Source organism: Mesorhizobium sp. M1A.T.Ca.IN.004.03.1.1, from assembly GCF_003997555.1.
In the GTDB taxonomy this organism is placed as follows: Bacteria; Pseudomonadota; Alphaproteobacteria; order Rhizobiales; family Rhizobiaceae; genus Mesorhizobium.
The window spans coordinates 1-235 of sequence record NZ_RZTV01001087.1 but is presented as its reverse complement, the minus strand read 5'-3'; the positions used below and the strand labels follow the sequence as shown (position 1 = coordinate 235).

Genomic DNA, 235 nt, shown 5'->3' with positions numbered 1-235 from the left:
GACGCGCCCGCTGTCGTCGAGCGGCTGTTTCCAGGTGCGAACGCCCTCTATGCCGAACGCGGCTGGAAGATGTTCCCGACGCTCGACCGCGTCTACGTCAACGAACGCGCAAGACGGGAACTTGGCTGGCAGCCGCGTTATGATTTCCGCTTCGTGCTCGACTGCCTGCGGGAGCATCGCGAATGGCGAAGCCCACTGGCGCTCGATGTCGGCTCCAAGGGCTACCACGACGAGC

General features: G+C 64.7%; 1 pseudogene. It reads left to right on the top strand.

The features are described 5' to 3' along the window. Positions 1 to 235 (top strand): annotated as a pseudogene (locus tag EOD29_RS35030) (NAD(P)-dependent oxidoreductase); the annotation flags it as partial.